General features: G+C 72.5%; 12 protein-coding genes. 9 read left to right on the plus strand and 3 right to left on the minus strand.

The window, feature by feature from the left end; genetic code table 11:
* Positions 1 to 83: 83 nt before the first annotated feature.
* Positions 84 to 803 carry a DUF5324 family protein gene (locus KV381_RS17985; RefSeq protein ID WP_218785661.1) on the plus strand — a complete coding sequence of 240 codons (720 nt, stop codon included), beginning with the start codon at positions 84 to 86 and terminating at the stop codon, positions 801 to 803.
* A gap of 172 nt (positions 804 to 975) precedes the next feature.
* Here the strand turns inward: KV381_RS17985 and KV381_RS17990 are convergent, their stop codons facing one another.
* Both KV381_RS17990 and KV381_RS17995 read right to left on the minus strand, forming a co-directional pair.
* Positions 976 to 1,560, minus strand: coding sequence for a TerD family protein (locus KV381_RS17990; protein ID WP_030077175.1), 585 nt, complete (start codon positions 1,558 to 1,560; stop codon positions 976 to 978).
* A gap of 125 nt (positions 1,561 to 1,685) precedes the next feature.
* Positions 1,686 to 2,732, minus strand: a complete 1,047-nt coding sequence (locus tag KV381_RS17995; protein ID WP_050495472.1) for a helix-turn-helix transcriptional regulator — start codon at positions 2,730 to 2,732, stop codon at positions 1,686 to 1,688.
* A 176-nt stretch (positions 2,733 to 2,908) separates the two neighbouring features.
* Between KV381_RS17995 and KV381_RS18000 the strand changes: the two genes are divergently transcribed.
* On the plus strand, positions 2,909 to 3,142 hold the full coding sequence (locus KV381_RS18000; RefSeq protein WP_218785663.1) for a hypothetical protein: 234 nt from the start codon (positions 2,909 to 2,911) through the stop codon (positions 3,140 to 3,142).
* 64 nt (positions 3,143 to 3,206) lie between these two features.
* Positions 3,207 to 3,425 carry an MbtH family protein gene (locus KV381_RS18005; protein WP_030077178.1) on the plus strand — a complete coding sequence of 73 codons (219 nt, stop codon included), beginning with the start codon at positions 3,207 to 3,209 and terminating at the stop codon, positions 3,423 to 3,425.
* A 78-nt stretch (positions 3,426 to 3,503) separates the two neighbouring features.
* Here the strand turns inward: KV381_RS18005 and KV381_RS18010 are convergent, their stop codons facing one another.
* Positions 3,504 to 4,010, minus strand: coding sequence for an FBP domain-containing protein (locus KV381_RS18010; RefSeq protein WP_086777761.1), 507 nt, complete (start codon positions 4,008 to 4,010; stop codon positions 3,504 to 3,506).
* Between the two features lie 308 nt (positions 4,011 to 4,318).
* On the opposite strand from KV381_RS18010, the gene KV381_RS18015 reads away from it, so the two are divergent.
* The 6 genes from KV381_RS18015 to KV381_RS18040 are packed head-to-tail and all read left to right on the plus strand — an operon-like array spanning position 4,319 to position 21,187.
* Entirely contained in the window at positions 4,319 to 7,819 is a 3,501-nt protein-coding gene (locus KV381_RS18015; RefSeq protein WP_218785664.1) for a non-ribosomal peptide synthetase, read from the plus strand.
* Between the two features lie 59 nt (positions 7,820 to 7,878).
* Entirely contained in the window at positions 7,879 to 15,177 is a 7,299-nt protein-coding gene (locus KV381_RS18020; protein ID WP_306438313.1) for a non-ribosomal peptide synthetase, read from the plus strand.
* Positions 15,174 to 16,451, plus strand: a complete 1,278-nt coding sequence (locus tag KV381_RS18025; protein WP_032786493.1) for an MFS transporter — start codon at positions 15,174 to 15,176, stop codon at positions 16,449 to 16,451. Before KV381_RS18020 ends, KV381_RS18025 begins: the two co-directional genes overlap by 4 nt.
* Positions 16,452 to 16,462: 11 nt before the next feature.
* A complete protein-coding gene (locus tag KV381_RS18030; protein WP_230543462.1) occupies positions 16,463 to 17,968 on the plus strand; it encodes an argininosuccinate lyase in 1,506 nt (501 codons plus the stop codon).
* Positions 17,937 to 18,923, plus strand: coding sequence for a kinase (locus KV381_RS18035; protein WP_063755548.1), 987 nt, complete (start codon positions 17,937 to 17,939; stop codon positions 18,921 to 18,923). The genes KV381_RS18030 and KV381_RS18035 overlap by 32 nt, the downstream gene beginning before the upstream one ends.
* A complete protein-coding gene (locus KV381_RS18040) occupies positions 18,920 to 21,187 on the plus strand; it encodes a pyridoxal-phosphate dependent enzyme (RefSeq protein WP_256995090.1) in 2,268 nt (755 codons plus the stop codon). Before KV381_RS18035 ends, KV381_RS18040 begins: the two co-directional genes overlap by 4 nt.
* Positions 21,188 to 21,224: the final 37 nt, after the last annotated feature.

Here is a 21,224-nt window from a genome sequence, read left to right on the forward strand (position 1 = left end):
ATGCCGGGCATGGCCACAACAGGCATGATTTCGAACTGGGCGGACAGGCGGAGTACCTACCCGCCACCAAGGAGGAGGATCTCGTGACCCGCATCGACAGCGTGCGCGCCGCAACCGACTCGGCGAAGGACAGCGCGCAGCACGCCGCGGAAGTGGTGGCGCCCTACGCCGACACGGCCAAGGAGCAGGCGGCCCACTACGCGCACGAGGCGCGCGTACGGCTCGCACCGAAGGTGACGAAGGCGGCCCAGCAGGCCCGTGTCCAGTACGCGTCCCATCTCGCACCGCGCCTCGAACAGGCCCGTTCGCATGTGCCGCCCCGGGTCGACGAGGCCGCGCACCGCGCCGCGGTCTCCACCCGGAAGGCCGCACGGAGCGCCGCCGACTACACCGCGCCCCGCGTCGAGCACGCCCGGTCGGTGGCCCTGCCCGTCGCCGAGCAGGCGTCGGCCCGCAGCGCGGCGGCCCTGGCGGCGCTGCGTACCCAGGTGACCGCCAAGGAGATCCAGAAGCTGGCCAGGAAGCACCGGCGGCGGGCCAAGGCCGGCCGGGCCGCGAAGGGCTTCCTGGTGCTGGGCGTGCTGGCGGGCGGCGCCTATGCCGCCTGGCGCTGGTGGGACAAGCAGGCCAACCCGGACTGGCTGGTCGAGCCGCCCGTCGCCACCGAGGTGGGCGACGAGCGCTCGCCGCTGAGCTCGGTCGACGGCAGCAGCCGGGCCGACCTCGACCCGGAGGTCAAGGCCAAGCAGGACGAGGCCGAGTCGGGCGGGGGGGACACCCCCGGTCTCGACGACCGGCCCTGATCCCGGCTCCCGGTACCCCCGGAAAGAACGAACGCGGCTGCGGTGACCACTCCGGTGGTCACCGCAGCCGCGTGTGCGTCAGCCATGTCTACGTCAGCCGTGTGTCCGGTCGGCCGCCCGGCTCCGCCACGACGGCGGCGCCAGGGCTTCGGCCACCGGCGACGACCGGTGACTATCGGCTCACGGCGAAGCGCATCAGGGCCTGCTCGTCGCCCTGCTTGATCTTCCCGGTCTCGTTGATCACCTGGAGCTTCCAGCCGGCGCCCTCGCGGATCGCCTTGGCCACGGCGACGCCGTTGTCCTGGGTGAGCATGCTCGGCCAGATGTCGGCGACCTGCTGCGTGCTGCCGCCCGTCGCGTCGTACACCTTGAAGCTGATGTTGCGCGCGTTCTTGAACGCGCTGCGCTTCTTGTACGCGGCGGCGATGAAGACGATCGACGTGATGTTCGAAGGAATCTTGGCGAACTCGACGGTCACCGTCTCGTCGTCGCCGTCCCCGTGACCCGTCTGGTTGTCGCCGCTGTGCACCAGCGAGCCGTTGCCCAGCGGGTCCAGCGAGTCCAGCCCGGCCAGCCGCACCGGGTCCCCGCCCTGCAGCGCGATCGCGATCAGGTCGAGGTCCGTGCCGGCCTTCTGCTTGATCTTCCCCATCAGACCGCCGCTGCTGCCGACGGTCGGGTCCCAGGACGCCCCGATGGACAGGTGCGTCACCCCGCCCAGGTCCGCCGGGCCGTCTTCCTTCGTCAACGTGATCATGCCTGAGTCCTTTTGTGGCTCGACTGTTTACGTATGAAGTGTGCCTGGTGACCCCGGAACTCAGCCCCCGGAGGCAGCGAGAACAGTTCCGGATCGTACGAGATCGGGGTCCGGGACCACCGCGCTCAGCGGTCCGCGGGGGTCTCGGGCGCCTCGGGGGCGGTGAAGACGTCCGTGCGGGCGCTCAGCAGGCAGCCCGCCTGGAAACGACTCTTGGCGCCGAGACGTTCCATGATCTCGGCGATGTGACGACGGCAGGTGCGGACGGACATGCCCATGCGCTTGGCGATCGTCTGGTCGGTGAGACCTTCGCTGAGGAGCAGGGCGATGCGCTGCTTCAGCTGGTCGGCGATGTCGGCGACCTCCTGGTTGCTCCACTCCAGGGGGAAGGGCGCGGCGTTGAGCCACCACAGGTCGAAGGTCTTGGCGATGAAGTGGATGAGGTTGGGCTCGCGCACGATGATGGCGGAGCCGGGGTCGCTCTCCACTCCGATGACCGCCGCCCTGCGGTCGAAGAGCAGCACCCGGATGAACTGGTCGTCGAGCGTGCGGACCTCCGCGCCCATCCGCGAGACCCGGTCGACGTACTCACGGGTGCCCTGGCTGAAGCGGGCGGTGTGCTGGTAGAGGGTGCGCATCCGGACGCCGCTCCGCAGCATCGCCTCGTCCCGGGAGATCGCCTCCTCCAGGACCTCGGCGCGCCGGCCGCCGCCGGGCTGCGCGGTCAGCACCTCGGACTCGCACTTCGCCGCGAGCTCGACGATCGCCGCGCGCGTACTGCTCAGGGAGGCCAGGAACTCCACGGTGCCCCGGGTGTCGGTCCGGACCGGCTGCTCCTCGTAGACGCGGCTGAACTCCACGAGCCGGGACCGCACGCCCTCCAGCTCCTGGCGTCGGGTGCGGATGACACGTTCCAGCGGGCCGAGCACCCGCTCCCCGGCGGTCTCCGGGTCGACGGCCCGGAAGACGGCGGGGGAGGTGCGGGTGTCCTCGGCCAGCAGTCCGAGAGCCGCGAGCTGCGCGCAGTGGTCCTCGGCGGCCTCGACGCCGAGTGCGAGGGCGGCCGCCACGTCGGCGGCGGTGACGGCCGTCTGGCGCAGGGCGAACCGGTATACGGCCTGGGGAGTGTCGGCGGAAGGCTCTACGGCGCCCGAAAGTTCCGGCAATTCCATATCTCGGCCCTTCATCCCGATCTGTCCAGCGATCATCAACCTGACATGCAACTTTATGGCCCACCGGAACCGGCCATGTGCCGACGCCGGGCTGGCAGTGTGGCGGTGTGCCCACGGGGGGTGCAGAGCGGCGCCAACTGCGCCTCTCTCGTACGAGCAGGTAAGGACACCGCATCATGAGGCACCTCTTTCAGGCCGTCGGAGTCGTCTGCGCACTCGTCGTCGTCGGCGTCGCGGGGGTTTCCGTCGCCGCCGCCGAGAGCCGCGGCACGAACGACGACACCGGCTGGGGTGCGCCGGCCGCCAGGACGATCGCCAAGGACACCGGGTGGGGAACGCCGGGCGTCCGGACGATCGCCGCGGACACCGGCTGGGGCGTCGCGGACACCGGCTGGGGCCGGGCGGCCTGACCCACCGGTCCGCCTTGGCAGATCCGCCCCGCAGATCCGACCGCCCAGACGAAAGGAACAGGCTGTGAGCAACCCCTTCGAGGACGCCGAGGGTACGTACTACGTGCTGGTGAACGCCGAGAACCAGCACTCGCTGTGGCCCGGCCACGTCGAGGTGCCCGCCGGCTGGACGCAGGCGTTCGGCGCCGCCGACCGGGAGAAGTGCCTGGCGTACATCGAGGAGACCTGGACGGACATGCGGCCGCAGAGCCTCGTGGACGCCATGGAGAGCGCCGGCCGCTGACCCCGGTCCGACGCAATGCCCGCCACCCGGGAGGTGGCGGGCATTCGGCGTTTCCTGTTCCTCGGGCGGTCCCGTTCCTCAGGCGATCCCGGCCACCTTGTCCGCGAATTTGGTGAGGTTGTCCATCGCCCGCGCGATGCGCTCGTCGAGGGTGAGCGATTCCTCGTACTGACTGAATCGCAGCTTGGGCTGCCGCTTCCCGCGCATGTACAGGGAGCAGGCGAGGTCCGCGCACACATAGATGCCCACGGTATTGCCCTGCCGGCCCGACGGTCCGGCCAGCGGTGCGACGAAGAGATTCACGCCGGACGACGAATGCCCGGTCAGGCATATCTGGCACATGCTGGACTTCACCGCGCTCTTCCGGGCGGCACTGGAAACGCGCAGGGTGATTCCGCGCGGCCCGTCGGGGCCGGGCATGACGACATGCGACCGCAGCAGTGCGCCGGGGTCGACCCAGCCGAGGAAGTCCAGATCCTCCCAGGCCAGTTCGCCGAACCCGAGCGGGAGACGCAGCCGGGACGCCTCCCCCTTGGTGCAGTTCACAAAAGAATTCCGGATGGCTTTTTCACTCAATGGATCCATGGTGGGCAAATATATCGGAGGGCTCCGAACGGAACAGGTGATTCACCTCGGGGATCACGGGACACCGGACCAACACTGTCCGATTTAATCCATTGCCTTCCGATATGCCGGGCGCTCATGTTGCTGTCATGCAGGTATGTGAGCCACCGTCGCCGCCCTTTTCCCCTGTCGCGAAGTGCAGGATCAGGACATGCCGACACAGGCATACGGATAAGTCCGCAGGATCGATGAACTCTCTCTTTGGGGTCGGGGTAGACGTGTCTTCGCGCAGTGAATCTCAGGAAAAAGTAGAGGCCTGGCTCTCCGACGTGTTCGGGAATGCCCTCGGCCTCTCCGATTTCGCGCGCGACGACGATTTCTTCGCAGCCGGCGGTGATTCCATCCTCGCCGCCCGCGCCGCGATGCGGATCCGGTCGAAGGCGACGGGCGAGGTGCCGCTCGCCTGGATCTTCGAGCAGCGCAGCCCCGCCAAGCTGGCCGTGCTGCTCGTCGACCTCATCGACCCGGCGAGCCTGTCGGACCCGTCGGACCGGTCCGAGCCGGCGGCCGCCTCCGGCCCTTCCGGATCCTCCGGCTCCTCCGGCCGGGGCGCGGCGGGCCGCGAAGGTCTTCCGCTGTCCCACGCCCAGGAGCGGCTCTGGCTGCTGCACCAGCTCGACCCGGACTCCGCCGCCTACAACGAACCGCTCGTCCACCGGCTGCGCGGCGCGCTCGACCCGGCGGCGCTGCGGACCGCGCTGCAGGGCCTGGTGGACCGTCACGCCGTCCTGCGCACCGCCCTGCACCTGGACGGGGACCGGCCCGTACAGCGGATCGAGCCCTCGCTCCACGCCGAGCTGCGCATCGAGGATCTGCGCGACGGCACGGCCGATCCCGCGGCTGCCGCCGAACGCCTCATCCGGGCGGACATCGCCACCCCCTTCGACCTGGCGGCGGCCCCGCTGTTCCGGGCCACGCTGTACCGGATCGCCGAGCACGACGCCTTCCTGCAGCTCACCTTCCACCACGTCGTCACCGACGGCTGGTCCACCACCCTGATCCTCGGCGAGCTGGCCGAGGGATACACGGCGGCGCTCGCCGGACGCTCCCCCGGCCTGCCGGAACTTCCCCTGGACTACGCGGACTTCGCGGTGCGGCAGCGTGCCTGGCTGGACGGCGGGGCCGGGGAGCGGCAGCTGGCGTACTGGGAGTCCGAGCTGGCCGGCGCCCCGGAGCTGTCGGCCTTCCCGACCGACCGACCGCGCCCGGCCGCCCAGTCCTACGACGGGGACCACGTCCTGTTCACGCTGGAGCCGGAGCTCGGCGACCGGGTGGCCGAGGCGAGCCGCCGGCACGACGTCACGGTCTACGCGTGGCTGCTCACCACCTTCCTGACGACCCTGCACAAGTACTCCGGGCAGCGCGACCTCGTCGTCGGAACCCCGGTCGCAGGCCGGCACCACCCCGACGTCGACCGGCTCGTCGGCTTCTTCGTCAACACCGTCCCCGTACGCTCCCGCCACCGGGACCACGACACCTTCGAGGACTTCCTGCGCCGGGTGAGCGCCACCTGCCTGGGCGCGCTGGACCACCAGGACGTGCCGTTCGAGCAAATCGTGCAGCGGCTCGGCCTCCAGGGCGTCACCAGCCACGCGCCGCTCGTGCAGACGGTCTTCGCCTACCAGGAGGGGGAGGACCTCACCCTCCGCCTCGACGGACTGGAGACCGAACCGGCCCGGGCGACCGGTGCGACCTCGCGCTTCGACCTGACGCTCTTCATGGCGCGGCAGCGGGACGGATCGTTCGCCTGCGACCTGGAGTTCAGCACCGACCTCTACGACCGGGCCACCGCCGAACGCCTGGTCACCCACTTCCTCGGCCTGCTCGACCAGGTCCTCGACGCCCCCCGCGCGGGCCTCGCCCGGCACCGGCTCTGCACCCGGGCCGAGCTGGACCGGCTGGACGCCTGGAACGACACCGCCGTGGCCTTCCCCGCCGACCGGGCCCTGCACGAGCTCATCGAGGACCGGGTGGACGCCTCCCCGGACGCCGTCGCCGTGGTCCACGAGGACGCCGAGCTCAGCTACGCGGAGCTGGACGCGCGCGCCAACCGCCTCGCCCACCACCTGGGGCGGCTCGGCGTCGGGCCCGACGACGTGGTCGGGGTGTGCCTGGACCGGTCGACGGAGCTGGTGGTGTCGCTCCTCGCCGTCCTCAAGGCGGGGGCCGGCTATCTGCCCCTGGACCCGGAGGCCCCCCGCCAGCGGCTGACCCAGATCATGGCGGACGCCCGGGCGGAGGTCTGCCTCACCCTCGGCCACCAGGCGGACCGGGCCCCCGAGGCGGCCCATGTGGTCCGCGTCGACGCGGACCGGGAGACCCTCGCGGCCTGCCCGGCGCACCGGCCGGCGGTCGCCGTGCACCTGGAGAACCTGGTGTCGGTGTACTACACCTCGGGCTCGACCGGGGCGCCCAAGGGGGTCGCCAGCACCCACGGGGGCTGGGTCAACCGGATGGTCTGGATGCAGAAACAGCACGCCCTGCGCCCCGGCGAGACCGTCCTGCACAAGACGACGCTCACCTTCGACGACTCGGCGCTCGAACTCTTCTGGCCGCTGATGTACGGCGGTCGGATCGCGCTGATCGGGCCGGGCCTCCACCGCGACCCGCAGGCGGTCCTGGCCGCCGCCACGGCCTACCGGACGGTCCTCCTCCAGACCGTGCCCAGCATGCTGAACCTGCTGATGGACCAGATCACCCCGGACGAGCGGATCGCGCTCGGCTCCCTGCGCAACACGGTCTCCAGCGGCGAGGCCCTCACCCCCGCCTCCGTACGGCGCTTCCACGAGACGATGCCCGGGGCCCTGCACAACACCTGGGGCGCCACCGAGGTGTCCATCGACTCCACCATCCGTACGTGTACGGCCTCCGACGCCGAGGACTCCGGTGCGGTGAGCGTCGGGACGCCGTTCGACAACAACACCGTCCATGTCCTCGACGCGGCTTACGCCCCGCTGCCCGTCGGGGTCACCGGAGACCTGTACATCGGCGGCGCCGGTCTGGCCCGCGGCTACCTCAACGACCCGGTGAAGACCGCCCAGGCGTTCGTGGCCAGCCCCTTCGGCACCGGGGAGCGGCTGTACCGCACCGGCGACCAGGGCTATCTGCGCCCGGACGGCTCGATCAAGTTCGTCGGGCGCAACGACCACCAGATCAAGGTCCGCGGCATGCGCGTCGAACTCGGCGAGATCGAGTCGGTGCTCCGCGACCACCCCCAGGTGCGGGACGCCGTGGTGGTCGCCCGGCGCACGCCCTCCGGGCAGTACCGGCTCAGCGGTTACGTGGCGGGGGGCGGGCAGGACGGCGCGCCGACCGTGGAGTCGCTGCGGGCGCATCTGGCCGAGTGGCTCCCGGACCACATGCGGCCGCCGTTCCTGGTCGTCATGGACCGGCTGCCGCTCAACGCCAACGGCAAGACCGACCGCCACCAACTGCCCGACCCGGCCGCGGACATGACCGCCGGGCAGGGCGAACGGGCCGCTCTCGACGGGCCGGTCCAGCGGGCCGTCGGCGAGATCTGGTGCGAGGTGCTGGAGGTCGGGTCGGTCGGCGCGGACGACTCCTTCTTCGACCTGGGCGGCCATTCGCTTCTGGCCACCCGGGTGACCGGCCGGCTCCGCGACCGCTTCGGCCTGGAGCTGCCGCTGCGCACCGTGTTCGACCGGCCGGTGCTGCGGGACTTCGCCGACGAGGTGGACCGGAACCTCAGGGAAAAGATCAGCGGCATGAGCGTGGACGAGATGCGTTCCCTGCTCGAACTCCTGCGCTGAGCAGTGCCGAAGCGACCGGGCACCGAGGGACATCGAAGGACATCGAGGATGGGGACGTCGTGACGACCGGACTGCCTGGAGCAGCCGAACCGGAATTCTATGAGTTCCGCGCTTCGCGGGCACAGCACCGCATGTACTTCCTGCAGCAGCTGGCCGGGGACGCGCCGACGTACCACCTGCCGCTCTTCCACCGGCTGGACGGTGCGGTGGACAGCCGGGCCCTGCGCGGGGCCGCCGAGGCTCTCGTCCAGCGGCACGAGGCCCTGCGCACCACGTTCGCGGCCCGTGAGGGCGAGCTGTTCCAGCTGATCAGCCCCGACGCCGGCTTCGAGTGGCGGGAGTACGACGTCCGCGACGCCGAGGACCCGGAGGCCGCGGCCGAGGCCTGGACACGGGACGAGGCGGCCCGCCCGTTCGACCTGGCCGAGGGCCCGCTGTTCCGGGCCGGTCTGCTGCGGGTCGGCGACCGGGACGCGGTGCTGCTGCTCGGCATGCACCACATCGTCGCGGACGGCTGGTCGACGGAGATCCTGCTCCGCGAGTTCACCGCGACGTACACCGCCCTGGTGAACGGCGAGGACCCGGCGGCTCCCGAGGAGCCGGAGTTCCAGTACGCGGACTACTCCGCCTGGCAGGACGAGTGGCTGGAGAGCCCGCAGGCGAAGCGGCAGCGGGAGCACTGGGAGGCGGAGCTGGCGGGCGAACTGCCCGTCCTGCGGCTGCCCGTGACCCGCCAGCCGAGCACGGACGCACCGGCCGGGAACGGCGGCACCGCCACGCCGGCCGCCCGCGGCGCCGGAGCCGACCTCGCCTTTCCGCTGCCCTCGGCGGCCCGGCAGCTGCGCGAGCTGTGCGCCGACGCGAACGCCACGTTCTTCATGGGCCTGCTCGCCGCCTTCGACATCCTGCTGAGCCGCTACACCGGACACGACGACATCGTCGTCGGCACCCCGATCGCCGGACGTCACCGCGACGAATTCGCCGACACGGTGGGGCTGTTCATCAACACCACGGTGTTCCGCGCCGATCTGTCGGCGGACCCGACGTTCCGCGAACTCCTCGGGCAGGTACGCGACCGGGTGCTGGCGGCCCAGGGCCAGCAGGACCTCCCCTTCGAGGAACTGGTCCGGATGAAGAACCCGGACCGCACGGCCGACGCCTCCCCGCTCTTCCAGGTGATGTTCGGCATGAACGAGACCGGTGACGAGGAGCTGCGGCTGCCGGGGATCACCGCCCGGCCCGTGCCCGTGGACTCCGGCACCGCCAAGTTCGACCTGACCCTCGATGTGGCGGAGACCGCGGACGGCGGCGCTGCGGGCGTCTTCGAGTACCGCACGGACCTGTTCGACGACCGGATCGTCGGGGCGCTGGCCGAGCACTACGGGCGGCTGATCGAGGAGATCGTCGCGCACCCGGACGCCCCGGTGTCCTCGCTGCGGATGCTGTCCGACGCGCAGTACGCGGAACTGGCCCCGCCGCCGGCCCCCGGCCGCACCGACGCCCGCCCGGAGCCAGTCCACGAGCGCTTCGCCCGGTGGGCCGCCCGGACGCCCGACGCGGTGGCCCTCGTCGACGGCGACACCACGATCGGCTACGCGGAACTGGACGCCCGCGCGGACCGCCTCGCCCACCGGCTGCGCGCGCACGGCGTCGGACCGGGCACCCTGGTCGGCCTGAGCATGGAGCGGTCCGCCGCCCTGGTGACCGGGCTCCTCGCCGTCCTGAAGGCCGGCGGCGCCTACGTACCCCTGGACCCCGCCTATCCCGTGGAGCGGCTGCGCCACATGGTCGAGGACTCCGGGCTCCGCACGATCCTCACCGGGGGCGCGGTTCCGCGGTGGTGGGAGGGGTTCGACGGGGACGTCCTGGACGCCGAGGACACGGCCGGGGACGGCCCGGCGGGCCCTCCGTCCGGCGGTGCGGGCCCCGACGACCTCGCGTACGTCATCTACACCTCGGGGTCGACCGGCCGTCCCAAGGGCGTGCTGATCCCGCACCGCAACATCAGCCGGCTGTTCACCTCCACCGACCGCTGGTTCGGGTTCGGCGAGCAGGACGTGTGGACGCTGTTCCACAGCTACGCCTTCGACTTCTCGGTCTGGGAGCTGTGGGGAGCGCTCGCCCACGGCGGCCGGCTCGTCATCGTGCCGTACGAGACGAGCCGCGAACCGGCGGCGTTCCTGCGGCTGTTGCGCGAGCAGCGGGTCACGGTGCTCAACCAGACGCCCTCCGCCTTCTACCAGCTGATCCGCGCCGAGGAGGCCGGACGGACCGGTGATTCCGAGGCCGCGCCGGGATCACCGGCCGGCGAACTCGCCCTGCGTCAGGTGATCTTCGGCGGCGAGGCGCTCGATCCGCACGCCCTGCGCGACTGGTTCGCCCGGCACGGCGACGTCACGCCCCGGCTGGTCAACATGTACGGCATCACCGAGACGACCGTGCACGTCACCTACCGCCCGATCACCCTGGAGGACCTGCGGGCCGGCGCCGGCAGCGTCATCGGCGAGCCCATCGACGACCTCCGGCTGTACGTCCTGGACCGGCACGGCTCGCCCGTGCCGCCCGGGGTGACGGGTGAGCTGTACGTCGGCGGGAGCGGCCTGGCCGACGGCTATCTCAACCGGCCCGAGCTGACCGCCGAACGCTTCGTCCCCCACCCCTTCAGCACCGCCCCCGCCACCGGCTCCGGCGAGCGGCTGTACCGCACCGGCGACCTGGCCCGCCGGCTGCCCGACGGCGACCTGGAGTACGGCGGCCGGATCGACTCGCAGATCCAGCTGCGCGGCTTCCGGGTGGAGCTGGGCGAGGTGGAGTCGGCCCTCACCGAGCACGAGGGCGTCCATGAGGCGGTCGTGGTGCTGCACACCGACGCGGAAGGGCACGCCGCGCTCGCCGCGTACGTCACCGCGCGCGGCGCCGACCCGGCCCCCGAGGCCCTGCGCGGCCACGCGGCCCGCCGGCTTCCCGGCTACATGATCCCGTCCACCTTCACGGTGCTGCCGGAGTTCCCGCTCACCGCCAACGGCAAGGTGGACCGGGCGAAGCTCCCCGACCCGGCGGCCCGAACGGTTCACCGCGAGGCGGAGTTCACCGCACCGAGCACTCCGGCCGAGGAGACGCTGGCCTCGGTGTGGGCACACGCCCTGGGCGTGGAGCGGGTGGGCGTGGACGACAACTACTTCGCCCTCGGAGGCGACTCCATCCGCTCCATCCGGCTGCTGTCGCTGGCCCGCGAGGCGGGGCTGGAGATCGGCTTCACCGATCTGATGACCCACCAGACCGTGCGCACGCTCGCCGCCGTCGCCCGCACCCCCGAGGAGCCCGCCGGCCGACGGACGTACCGGCCCTTCTCGCTGCTCCCGGCCGCCGACCGGGCCCGGGTGCCGGACGGCGTCACCGACGCGTACCCGATGACCCGGCTCCAGGGCGGGATGCTCTTCCACAGCGATCTGTCCGGCGCGGGCACGGAGTACCACAACGTCTCCACGTACCGCCTGGAAGCCGGTTTCTGCGAGCGGTCCTGGCGCGACACGGTCGCCGGCCTGCTGCGGCGGCACGAGATCCTGCGGACCTCCTTCGACCTGAGCCGCTTCGACGAGCCGATGCAGCTGGTGTGGGAGCACGTGCCGCTGCCGCTGACGTTCGAGGATCTGCGCGGGCTGACCGGGGCGGAGCTGGACGCGGCGGCGGACCGCAGGTTCGAGCGGGAGCGTGCCGCGCCGTTCGACCCGCTGACGGCGCCCCTGATCCGCTTCCATGTACAGCGCCGCACGGACGACACCCTCCAGCTGTTCATCAGCGAGCACCACGCGATCCTCGACGGCTGGAGCGAGCGCTCCCTCTTCGCCGAACTGCTTCTCGGCTACGGCCGGGGGCTCGCCGGCGCCGCACCGGTCACCGCGCCCCCGCCGGCCGCCCGCTTCGCCTCCTACGTACGCCTGGAGCGCGCGGCGACAGCCGACGAGGAGAGCCGCCGCTTCTGGGCGGACCGGCTCGCCGGTTCGACGCTCACCCGGCTGCCCGGCACCCCCGCCGCCGCCCGGGAGGCGGCCCGTCCGGTCATGGGGATCGACGAGCGTCCGGTGCCCGAGGCGGTGCACCGGGGCCTCACCGCGCTCGCCCGCGACCTCGGGGTCCCGCTGCGGACCGTGCTGCTCGCCGCGCATCTGCGCGTGCTGTCGCTGCTGACCGGGACCGACGACGTCGTCACCGGCGCGGTCCTGGGCGGGCGCAGCGAGGAGCGCGACGGCGATCTGGCCCTCGGCGTCTTCCTCAACACGCTGCCCGTCCGCGCCCGGCTGACCGGCGGCACCTGGGCCGACCTGGTGCGGGACACCGCGGAGCTGGATCTGGCGATCCAGCGGCACCGCAGGTTCCCGCTCTCCGAGGTCGTGCGGGAGGCCGGTACGTCCGAGCTCTTCGAGGCGTTCTTCAACTACACCCACTTCCACGTCGAGGCGTCGGTGTCGGCGGTGCCGGATGCGGCGGAGACGTCCAACGGGTCGCCGGTTCCGGTGCCGGTGCGGGTGCTCGACGAGCGCGGGATCGCGCACACCAACTTCCCCTTCGGCGCCGAGTTCTTCCGCGACGGCACCGACGGTGCGCTCGGGCTCGGGCTGCGCCACGACGCCACCCGCTTCGACGCGGAGAGCGTCGAGCGGGCCCACGGCTACTACGCCGCCGCGCTCGCCGCCCTGGCCACCGACCCGGAGGCCCGCTACGAGAGCGCCGACCTGCTCTCGGCGGCGGAGCACCGCGCCCTGGCGGAGGCGAACGCCACCGCCGAGGTGTTCGACCGCCCCCATGTGCTGCACACCCTGGTCGAGGAGCAGGCCCGGCGCACCCCGGACGCCCCGGCCGTGCGGTACGACGGGCAGACCCTCGGCTACCGCGAACTGGACGAGCGGGCCGACCTGTTGGCGGACCGGCTGCGGGCCCGGGGCGCGGGCCCGGGGCGCTTCGTGGCGGTCCTGGTGGAGCGCTGCCTCGAACTTCCCGTCCTGCTGCTCGCAGTGCTGAAGTCCGGCGCCGCCTACGTCCCGCTCGACCCGGACCACCCCGAACAGCGCCTGCGCGGGATCCTGGACGACGCGGGCATCTCCCTGGTGATCTCGGCGGCCCCCTGGGACGCGAAGATCGCCGGGCCCGGCGTCGAGGTCGTACGGCCCGGGGACGCCGGGACCACGGCTCCGGACGAGAGGGCCTGCGCCGCCGCCGGGCCCGCCGATCCCGCGTACATGATCTTCACCTCGGGCTCGACCGGAAAACCCAAGGGCGTGGTGGTCTCCCACCGGGCGATCGCCAACCGGTTGCTGTGGATGCAGCGCGCGTACGGCCTGCGGCCGGGCGAGCCGGTGCTGCACAAGACGCCCACCACGTTCGACGTGTCGGTCTGGGAGCTGTTCTGGCCCCTGCTCGCGGGCGGCGTCCTCGTCGTCGCGAAGCCCGGCGGGCACCGCGATCCGGCGTACCTCGCGGCGCTGATCGAGGCGGAGTCCGTCACCACGGCGCACTTCGTGCCCTCCATGCTCCAGGCGTTCGTGGAGGACCCGGCCACGGCCGGGTGCACGGGTCTGACCCGGGTCGTCTGCAGCGGCGAGGCGCTCCCGTACGACCTTCAGGAACGGTTCCTGGCCCGGTTCCCCGCCGAGCTGCACAATCTGTACGGGCCGACCGAGGCGGCCGTCGACGTCACCCACTGGACGTGTGTCGACGACGGCTCCGGCATCGTGCCCATCGGCCGGCCGGTCGCCAACACCGAACTGCACGTCCTGGACCGGCACGGGCTGCCCGTCCCGCAGGGCGTGACCGGCGAGCTGTATCTCGGCGGCGTCCAGCTCGCCGAGGGCTACCACCGGCGGCCCGATCTGACCGGGGCGAGCTTCGTCCGGCACACCGACGGCCGCGGGGTGACCCGGCGGCTCTACCGCACCGGCGACCTCGTCCGGCGGCTGCCCGGCGGCGCGCTGGAGTACCGCGGCCGGACCGACGCGCAGATCAAACTCCGCGGCTTCCGGATCGAGCTCGGCGAGATCGAGGCCGTCCTCTCGGCCCACCCGTCGGTGGCGGAGTGCGCGGTGCTGCTGCGCGAGGAGCGGCTGGCCGCCTACTACGTGCCGGCTCCCGGCGCCGCCCCCGAACCGGCCTCGCTCGCCGCCCGTCTGAGGGCCGCCCTGCCCGCCTACATGGTGCCCACCGCCTGGTCCCCGCTGGCCGCGATGCCGCTGACGCACAGCGGCAAGCTGGACCGCAAGCGGCTGCCCGACCCGACCGCCGCCCCGGCCGGGGACCGCCCCGCCGCGCCGCCCCGCGACGCCCGGGAACAGCGGCTGCTGGAGATCTGGGCCGAGCTGCTGGGGCGGAGCGGGCTCGGGATCCACGACGACTTCTTCGACGCGGGCGGCCACTCCCTGCTGGCCCTGCGCCTGATCTCCCGGATCAACGCGGCGTACGGCACCGCTCTCGGCGTCTCGGCCGTCCTGGCGCACCCGACGGTCGCCCGGCAGGCCGCCCTGCTGCGCGACGGGCACGGCACGGACGGCCGCCCCGGCGCGGCCGTGCCCCTCGCGGGCGGCGGCGGGCAGCCCCCGCTGTTCCTCGTCCACCCGGTCGGCGGAGGTGTCCTGTGCTACCGGGAGGCCGCCGCCGTACTCGGGACCGGCCGGCCCGTCCACGGTCTGCCCGCCCCCGGACTGACCCCGGGAACACCGTCGGCGGCGACCGTGCGGGAGCTGGCCGACCTCGGGCTGCGGGCCGTCCGCGAGGTCCAGCCGGCCGGCCCCTACCGGCTCGGCGGCTGGTCGTTCGGCGGTCTGGTGGCGTACGAGATGGCCCACACGCTCACCGAACAGGGCGAGGACGTCGCGCTGCTGGCCCTGCTGGACACCGGCTTCCCCGGTACGGGCGGCGCCCCCGACACCCTGCTCGCCGACTTCGCCGAAGACCTCCTGAGGTCCGCCGGACTCGGTATGCCGGAGCCGCTGGCCGCGTCCCTGGCCGCCGCGCAGGCCGCCGGGCACGAGGAGGACGGGCTGCGGACCGTCCGGGACGAGCTGATCCGGCAGGACGCGGGCGCCGGGCTCACCCCCGGTGAACTCGCCCGCCACTACGCGGTGTTCCGGGCGAACACGCTCGCCGCCGCGGCCTACCAGCCCCCCGCCCACCGGGGAGCCGTGCACTTCTACCAGAGCACGGACGGGGCCCGGCTCGGCTCCGCACGGGCCTGGGCGCGCGCGGTCCGAGGACCTCTCGTCGTGCGTGAACTCGACACCGACCACTACGGGATCGTGCGCGGCGCGCACATCCGGGAGACGGCGAAGGACATGGAAAAGATCATGGGCGAAGGGCTGGACCGGTGACGGAGAAGAAATCGAGTCTGTGGCGGCATGCGGACTTCCGGAACCTGTGGCTCGGGCTGACCGCCTCGCTGTTCGGATCCAAGGTCACCGCCGTGGCGGTCCCGCTGATCGCGGCCGTCTCCCTCTCGGCGACCCCGTTCGAGATGGGTGTCCTGGTCGCGTCGGAGACGCTGCCGTACCTCTTCATCAGCCTGTTCGTCGGCGTCTGGCTGGACCGCAGTCCCAAGCGGCCCATCCTCATCCTGACCGACGTGCTGCGCGCGGTGCTGCTGCTGATCATTCCGGCGGCCTGGGCGGGTGACTTCCTCACCTTCCCGCTGCTGCTCATCGTGTCCCTGCTGATCGGCGCCTGCACCGTGGTGTCCGACATCGGCAGCTCCTCCTATCTGCCGCTGCTCATCGACCGCAGGCATCTGGTCGACGGCAACAGCAAGCTCGAACTGAGCAGCTCCGCGTCGGACATCGGCGGCAACGCCGTCGGCGGGGCGCTTCTCCAGATCATCTCCGCCCCGTTCGCGGTGATCATCAACGCGGTGACGTACCTCGTCTCGGCGGTCTTCACCGGCCTCATCACCCACCGGGAGGAGAAGGCGGCCCCGGTCGTGTCCGAGGAGGGGCCGGCACCGCAGAGCATCTGGCGGGACATCGTCGAGGGCGCGGAGCCGATCCTGCGGAACCGGGTGATCCGCACCCTGGTCACCGCGACCCTGCTGTTCAACCTGTTCACCCTGGTCATCGAGCCGGTGTTCCTGATCTTCATCACCCGGACCCTGGGGCTCGAACCCTTCTACATCGGCCTGGTCTTCGCCTCCTCCGGGGCGGGCGCGCTGGTCGGCGCGCTCATCGCGGAGCGGGCGAGCGACTGGCTGGGCGTCGGCCGCGCCATGGTCTTCTCGCTCGGCCTCGCGGGGGTCACGGCCCTGCTGATCCCGGTGGCCACCCTGCTGCCCAAGGTCGTCGCCGCACTCCTGATCGTCGTCATGTACTTCGTCGACGCCGCCATGGTGATCGTCTACAACGTCAACCAGCGCAGCCTGCGCACGGCGCTCACGCCCGACCGGCTGCTGGGCCGGATGAACGCCTCGATCCGCATGATCGTCATGGGCATCACGCCGGTCGGCGCCCTCGCCGGCGGCCTCCTCGGCGGCTGGATCGGCACCCAGCAGACGCTGCTGCTCGGCGCGGTCGGCGTGCTGCTCTCCGCGGTCGTCCTGCTCCTGTCCGACGTCCGCTCGGTGCGGGTCATTCCCGAGCACCATCCCGAAACGGTCTGAGGGGCACCCCTGTGAACACGCCGCACACCACCGCACTCACCGGCCGCATCGCGAGCGGCCCCAGCACCCTGCTGCGCGAGGAGATCCTCGATCCGCAGTTCCGCTACGAGTCCGAGCACCTGCTGCCGTTCTACGTACGCATCGAACGGGCGCTCGTCGCCGAGTACGCCCGCATGGAGCTCGTCACCCCCGAGCAGGCCGACGAGCTCGACGGCCTGCTGGCCGGCGCGACGAAGGACGTCCTCGCGGCCGAGCGACAGTCGACCATGTCCGACATCGCCTTCGCCCTCGAACGCCATGTGGAGTCCGGGCTCTCCGCCCCCGTCCCGGCCTGGCACGTCGACCGCAGCCGCAACGACCTCCAGGCCTGCGCCCAGCTGATGTTCGGGCGGGCCAGGCTCGTCGAGGCGGCGGAGCACCTGCTGGAGTTCGAGGCCGCCGCACGGGCGCTGGCCGCCCGTACCGCCGACCGGCCGATGCCCGGCTACACCCACCACCAGGCCGCCCAGATCATCACGCCCGGCTTCCATCTGGCCGCGCTCTCCGAGCACGTCCAGCACACCCTGCGCCGGCTGCTCGCCACCTACGAGGCGCTCGACGCGTGCCCGCTCGGCGCGGGCGCCATGTCGGGGCAGGAGCTGGCCTGGGACCGTGACCGGCTGGCCGCGCTCCTCGGCTTCGGACGGGTGCAGCCCAACGCGCTGACCTCCGTCGCCTCCCGCGCCTGGGCGCTCGAAATCACCGCGGAGTTCGGTGTGTTCGGGGTGACGCTGAGCCGCTTCGCCACGGACCTGCTCGCCTGGGGCAGCAGCGAGTACGGCTTCATCGACCTGCCCGACGAGCTGTGCGGCATCTCCTCCGCGATGCCGCAGAAGAAGAACTTCCCGGTCCTGGAGCGCATCCGCGGGCGCAGCGCCCATCTGTCCTCCTTCCACCTGGACGCGAGCCTCGGGCAGCGGAACACGCCGTACTCCAACACCGTGGAGGTGTCCAAGGAGGCGGGGGCGTACGTCAACCAGTCCTTCGAGACGCTGCGCAGCACCCTGCGGCTGTTCACCGAGGTGCTGCGCCATCTCGACTTCGACACCGACCGGATGGCCCGGGTGTGCGCCCGGGAGTTCCTCGGCGGCTTCTCGCTCGCCAACTCCCTCACGCTCGCCGAGGACATCCCCTGGCGCCGCGCCCAGGTGATCGCCGGCCGGTATGTCGTGGCGGCCTCGGAGGCCGGGCTCGCCCCGGCCGACACCGACCCCGAGCTGCTGCGGGCGGCCGCCGGGACGGAGGGCCTGGTCCTGCGCGACCCGGCCGGGACACTCGGCGACACCTTCGAGGTGGAGCAGGCGCTGCTCCGTATGAAGTCCTCCGGGTCGGCGCACCCGGAGGCGGTGGCCGCCGCACTGCGCGCCCAGGGCGCGGAGCGTGAGCGGCTCGTCAAGGAATGGCAGGACAGGGCGGCGAACGCCCGGGGAACGGGGGAGAGCGCAGATGGAAGCGGAACCGCGCACGGTGCTGTCTGAGACGGACGAGGCGGCACGGGGAACGGGCAGGGCCTTCGGGACCTTCGGGGAACTGCTGCAGGGGGTACTGCCGGGCAGCGACCGGCACTTCATGGTGACCTTCCCGGTCGCCGCGTGGAGCACGGCCTCCTTCCAGCACTTCCCCGACAGCAGCGGGCTGGTCGTCTGGCCCCCGCACAAGCGCAAGGCGCTGCGGATCGCCCGGCTCGCCCTCGCGGCGGCGGGCCACGGGGGCGGCGGCGTCCTGGAGCTGGACAGCGAACTGCCCGAGGGCAAGGGCATGGCCAGCTCGTCGGCGGACCTCGTGGCCACGGCGCGCGCCGTGGCGGCGGCGCTCGGCACCGAGTTCGACGCCGCGACGATCGAGTCGTTCCTGCGGGAGATCGAACCGACCGACGGCGTGATGTACGACGAGATCGTCGCCTACTACCACCGGGAGGCCGAGCTCCGTGAAGCCCTCGGCGCCCTGCCGCCCCTGGTGATCGTCGCGCACGACGAGGGCGGCCAGGTCGACACGATCGTGCACAACCGGGCGGCGAAACCGGCCGGGGAGGCCGAGAAGCGGGAGTACGCGCGGCTGCTGGACCGGCTGTGCGACGCCGTCCGGGCGGGCGACCTCACCACCGTGGGCCAGGTCGCCACCCGCAGCGCCCAGCTCAACGCCCGGCTGCGGCCGCGCCGTCGGCTGCCCGAGCTGGAGCGCATCAGCGCCGCGACCGGCGGGCTCGGGGTGGTGTGCGCGCACAGCGGCACCATGCTCGGCATCCTCTACGCCGCCGATGACCCGGCCCTGGACGTGAAGGTGGCCGCCGCGCGCGCCGCCTGCGCCGATCTGACCGGCGCCACCGCCGTACACCGCTCGCTCGGCACGGGCGACGCCTGGCACTCCGGCGCCCGCCGGGCCGTGCCCGTACCCGCTCGTTCTTCGCACACCGACCGTGCCTGGGGGGCATGAACATGATCTTCGACTCGATGAACGAAGCCGTCGGCCACACACCGCTGGTCCGGCTCGACCTGCCGGCCTCCGCGGGCACCGAGGTGTACGCCAAGCTGGAACTCGCGAACGCCTTCGGCATGAAGGACCGGGTGGCCAAGAACATCGTGGCCGAGGCCCGCCGGCTGGGCGTGCTCCGGCCGGGCGCCCCCGTCGTGGAGAGCTCGTCGGGCACCATGGCGCTCGGCGTGGCCCTGGTCGGCCGCTCGCTCGGCCACCCGGTCCACATCGTCACCGACCCGCGGACCGACCCGACGACCATGGCGAAGCTGCTGGCGCTCGGCTGCGAGGTGCACGTCGTGCCCGCCATGACCGACGGCGGCTGGCAGGGCGCCCGGCTCACCCGCCTCGCGGAGCTCCTGCGCGAGATGCCGGACGCCTTCTGGCCGCAGCAGTACAGCAACCCCGACAACCCCGGGGCCTACCGGGCGCTCGCCGCCGAGATCCTGGAGGACCTCGGCCCCATCGACATCCTGGTCGGCGCGGTCGGCAGCGGCGGCTCCCTCTGCGGCACCGCCCGCGCCCTGCGCAGGCACCTGCCCGGCCTCCGGGTGATCGGCGTCGACTCGGTCGGCAGCACCCTCTTCGACCAGCCCGACGTGCCGGGCCGCCGGCAGAGCGGGCTCGGCAACAGCCTGCACCCCAACAACCTCGACCGGACCCAGATCGACGAGGTCCACTGGCTCAACGACCACGAGGCGTTCACCGCCACCCGCGCGCTCGCCCGCGAGCAGCAGATCTTCGCCGGCAACACCTCCGGATCCGTCTACCGGCTGCTGCGCGACACCGCGCTGCGGGCCGCGCCCGGCACCCGGATCGCGGGCATCTTCCCCGACCGGGGCGACCGGTACACCACGACCGTCTACAGCGACGCCTACTGGCAGGAGCACCGGCTGACGGACCTCCCGCTGTCCGAGGCCCCCGTCACCGTCGACTACGGCACCGAGGTGTACGCCTGGTCCCGCGCCGAGCTGAGCGGACGCCCGGAGCGCCGCCGCCATCTGCTGTTCGTCGAGGCCAACACCAGCGGCACCGGGGTGCAGGCGCTGCGCACCGCCGCCGGCCTGGGCCTCACCTCCGTCCTGCTCACCTCGAAGCCGGAGCGCTACGCCGGGCTGGACGGCACCGGATGCGAGGTCATGGTCTGCGACACCAACGACATGCCCGGCCTCCGCACGCTGATCCAGGAGCACTTCCGCCGCGAGGAGATCGCCGGGATCACCACGACCAGCGACTTCTACGTGCCCACGGTCGCCGCGCTCGCCGACTGGCTGGGCCTGCCCGGCAACCCCGAGGACGCCACCGTCCGCTGCCGCAACAAGGCCGAGCTGCGGAAGTCCCTCGCGGCGGCCGGCGTCGGCCAGCCCGGCTTCGCCGTGGTGACGGACGAGGCACGGACCGCCGCGGCGGTCGCGGCGGTGGGCCTGCCGTGCGTGGTCAAGCCCGCCGACGACTCCGGCTCCAACGACGTGCTCCTGTGCACCACGGTCGAGGAGGCCGTCGCCCACGCCGCCCGGGTGCTCGCCGTGCACACCAACGTACGAGGGCTGCCCACCGCGCGCACCGTACTGGTCGAGGAGTATCTCGACGCCCCCGAGTACAGCGTGGAGATGTTCGGCGAGGACGGCGAGGCCACCTGTGTCGGCGTCACCGCCAAATACCTCACGGGCACACCCCACTTCGTCGAGTCACGGCACCTCTTCCCGGCCGAACTCCCCGACTCCGTACGGGAGGAGCTGACCGAGACCGTCCGGCGGGCGCTCAAGGCCGTCGGCATCCGCTCCGGACCCACGCACACCGAGGTCAAGCTCACCGGGCGCGGACCGGCGATCATCGAGATCAACCCGCGGCTCGCCGGGGGCATGATCCCCGAGCTGATCCGGCTGGCCACCGGCCGTGACCTCCTGGAGCAGCAGATCCGGGCCGCCGCCGCCCTCCCCGTCGACCTCGCAGCCGACCGGAGCGGCCACGCGGGCATCCAGTTCCTGCTGGCCGACCGCCCCGGAACCCTGGAGACCGTGGCCGGAGCCGACGAGGCCCAGGCCCTGGACGGCGTCGAGCGGGTCACCGTGACCGCCCGCGAGGGCGCGGCCGTACGCCCGCCGCGGAACGCCTACGACCGGCTCGGCCACATCGTCGCCGCCGGAGCCGGCTCCGGCGAGGTGGCGGAGGCCCTGGACGCGGCCCTGCGGGCCGTCGACGTCCGGCTGCGCCCCGACGCCTGAGGGCCTGGGCCCCGGCGCTCCGACACCACCCACAGAC

The sequence above is a fragment of the Streptomyces sp. WY228 genome (genome assembly GCF_019287315.1).
Taxonomy (GTDB): Bacteria; Actinomycetota; Actinomycetes; order Streptomycetales; family Streptomycetaceae; genus Streptomyces; species Streptomyces caviscabies.

Bases quoted from the DNA above. Each gene is read 5' to 3' on its own strand.
- KV381_RS17990 (WP_030077175.1), bottom strand. From the start codon at position 1,560: ATGATCACGTTGACGAAGGAAGACGGCCCGGCGGACCTGGGCGGGGTG.
- KV381_RS17995 (WP_050495472.1), bottom strand. From the start codon at position 2,732: ATGGAATTGCCGGAACTTTCGGGCGCCGTAGAGCCTTCCGCCGACACT.
- KV381_RS18000 (WP_218785663.1), top strand. From the start codon at position 2,909: ATGAGGCACCTCTTTCAGGCCGTCGGAGTCGTCTGCGCACTCGTCGTC.
- KV381_RS18010 (WP_086777761.1), bottom strand. From the start codon at position 4,010: ATGGATCCATTGAGTGAAAAAGCCATCCGGAATTCTTTTGTGAACTGC.
- KV381_RS18035 (WP_063755548.1), top strand. From the start codon at position 17,937: ATGGAAGCGGAACCGCGCACGGTGCTGTCTGAGACGGACGAGGCGGCA.
- KV381_RS18040 (WP_256995090.1), top strand. From the start codon at position 18,920: ATGAACATGATCTTCGACTCGATGAACGAAGCCGTCGGCCACACACCG.